The sequence below is a fragment of the Sphingobacteriales bacterium genome (genome assembly GCA_012517435.1).
Classification (GTDB): Bacteria; Bacteroidota; Bacteroidia; order CAILMK01; family JAAYUY01; genus JAAYUY01.
In genome coordinates this window covers 1-2,606 of the sequence record JAAYUY010000091.1, presented here as the reverse complement: position 1 = coordinate 2,606, position 2,606 = coordinate 1, and the positions used below count along the sequence as shown (strand labels likewise).

The following is a 2,606-nucleotide window of genomic DNA, read 5'->3' as shown; positions in this document are numbered from 1 at the left end:
GTCGAAAAGATTGGGGTTTTGAAAAGCCATGAAAATCTTTCCATCTTTCAGCTCAGAAGATGGCAGAAAGTGATTGAGCAAAACCTGAAAGTCGGGAAGAAACTTGGACTTTCGAAAGATTTTTTGTTGAAACTAATTTCCCTGATCCACTATGAATCCATTCAACGGCAGGATGAAATCATCAAACTGTCGGGGATGAAAAATACCGGAACAAAAAATGAAAATTCAGAGCCATGAAGATAATGAAAAGCCTTGTGTATGTTTGTGTTAGCTTATTTGTTCTAACCTCCTGTACATCGAAAACCATACTGTTAAAAAAGAAGCTGACGGCAAAATGGACAGGCTCTGCCACGATCAGCTACAACAAGGAGGAAACTACTGCCAGCAGCCTGTTCCCTTTTTCTGACAGCCTCATGGCTTTTTATGCTTCGAAAGGCAACAACTACCTCAGCATTGCCCTGTATGATAGTTTTGCTGTGGTGGACGGGCTTAATTTTTATAAAAACAGGGCATTTCAGATTGACTGGAACCCTTTGATTGCGGGGAAAAATTATATCTCCCTATGGAGCCCGACTACTGCTGATGATATTATGCTCAGGGAAAAACTGAAAAAAAACGCTGAATCCCGTTTTTCATCCGACACCCTGACACGTAAGGCTTATATCATGGAAATGTTCGATATAACAAAAGACAGGGAAGTATTGTTTCTCAAAGACATCGTGTTAAAAGGAGATTCCCTCTGGTGTAATGTTGAATCTGACCTGGTTGTTCAGGCAAAGCAGTCATTGAAGCTGAAAAAAGTGAAAGAGTAAATGATTTTAGTTTACATTGACTGAAAATAATCTGATTGGAATTGTGGAATTGCGGATTGCGGATTGCGGATTGCGGATTTCGGATTGTGGATTTCGAATTTCCCTGCTTCTGCAGACCGCCCACTGCCTGGTTAAACTTTCCGCATTCCCTGTTCCGAATTTCGTGTTTTTTCAGTGCTGATAGTAAATATCGGCTATTTCTCCATTCTGCTCATTTTCAGAAAGCCTCTGAGTCCAAACCTGATTTTGAAATACAGGCCTTTTAGTGAAATACCTTTAAAGTTTCTTGAATAGCCGTATTCATCCGCCATTTTTCCTGCCAGAAAGTCAATGATCTTCAGTTCCTGATTGCTGAATTTTCCCTGCCAGATACCCGTTCTGCCTTTGTTAATGGCCTGAGCCAGACTTAACTGGTATTTTTTTGAAAGGTCTTTTGGATAGAGTGAATCGAGTTTATTTTTATGAAAATCAAGCATTTGAGGATAATAAGGGATATTGATAAACTCACATATCTGTCGGATCCACTTTTCAGGATTATCCACCATGTCTTCATATTTTAGCCTGAAAAAACGTCCTGGATGTTTTCTGTATGCTTTCAGCAATATCTGTTGATATTTATTCCAGCGATACACTATCAGCGGAATGTTTTTCTGGCCAAAACCTGCGTTTATCATAGAAACCGTATGGTCACGGTAATCGCGGCTGATATGGATAAATTTCGCTTCCGGGAAAGTCAGGAGTAAATCCTTTATTTGTCGCGATGCTACCGGATTTTTATCTCCGAGCGCCAATATTTCTTTTTTTTCAAAGAGGCTTTGGTAATGGGAATAAACAATGCTTATCAGGTGTTTGAATGTAATATCAGGCGGGCAGGCAAGGATTTTTTCACGGATAACTTCGTGCCTGAAATTCATGTCTTTATAGCCATAATGGTCGTGAAAGCGGCAATTTTCAATATCGTTAATAAATTCGCTGAGGATTTCTTTGCTGAAGTAACTGATGTGCCGGTATTTGGGCAAAAGTTTTGAAATTACCGGCCATTCTACTGGAATGAGGACATGCGGGTTGGCATCCAGTATGGTCAGCAGCAGGGTGGTGCCTGATCGCGGTCTCCCTACAATGAAAAAAAACTGTGTCGCCTGCATGACTGTTATTTTATTGTCTTTCCTGCCATTCTGGTAATCATTCTGGCGACTACCGGCCCTTTATGTATAAGCCTTCTCTGAATCACATGAGGCAATTTTGAAAGTATCATATAAACCCCGTAGGCAAGCCTGACATAGAGCATGGCTGGTATTGACATCAGGTAGTAAAAAACATTGATATTTCTGTATTTACGTTCATAGCCAAATTGTTCTGCCCATTTTCCAGCAATACTTTCAGCAATTTTGACATCCCGCTTTTTCATGTCATTTTTCCAGACACCTGATTTTGATGTATTGACAGGTTTTAACAAGTTGCTGTGAAACTTTTTAAATTGCCTCGCTTCTTCTTCAGAAAGTTTCTTGATTCTTTCTTCAACATACAGATGAAAACTGAGTACGGATGGCTGATATTCAATATGAAGAAAATCACAGAGTTTTTTCAGATTTGTTTCAGGGTCATTTATCAGGTCTTCATAGCGGATGGTGTAAAACTGCTCCGGATGAAGTTTGCTCATCCGGTGAACCAAGTTATTTGAAAATTTCCAGCGATAGGCAATGATAGAGGTCAGAGGGGCTTCAAAATCAAGTTTTTTTACGGAAAGGATATTGTCGCGGTAATCCCGGATCAGATGGATGAATCTTGCATCAG

Annotated in this window: 4 protein-coding genes; 2 read left to right on the top strand and 2 right to left on the bottom strand. The window is 40.0% G+C overall.

What is annotated here, in order from left to right; genetic code table 11:
- Together GX437_05650 and GX437_05645 are read left to right on the top strand one after the other, a co-directional pair.
- On the top strand, positions 1 to 237 hold a 237-nt coding region (locus GX437_05650; GenBank protein NLJ07136.1), incomplete at its 5' end, for a chorismate mutase.
- Positions 234 to 812, top strand: a complete 579-nt coding sequence (locus GX437_05645) for a hypothetical protein (protein NLJ07135.1) — start codon at positions 234 to 236, stop codon at positions 810 to 812. The genes GX437_05650 and GX437_05645, both read left to right, overlap by 4 nt.
- Before the next feature lie 194 nt (positions 813 to 1,006).
- Here GX437_05645 and GX437_05640 read toward each other — a convergent pair whose 3' ends face one another.
- Both GX437_05640 and GX437_05635 read right to left on the bottom strand, forming a co-directional pair.
- Positions 1,007 to 1,957 carry a sulfotransferase gene (locus tag GX437_05640; protein NLJ07134.1) on the bottom strand — a complete coding sequence of 317 codons (951 nt, stop codon included), beginning with the start codon at positions 1,955 to 1,957 and terminating at the stop codon, positions 1,007 to 1,009.
- Between the two features lie 5 nt (positions 1,958 to 1,962).
- On the bottom strand, positions 1,963 to 2,606 hold a 644-nt coding region (locus GX437_05635), incomplete at its 5' end, for a hypothetical protein (GenBank protein NLJ07133.1).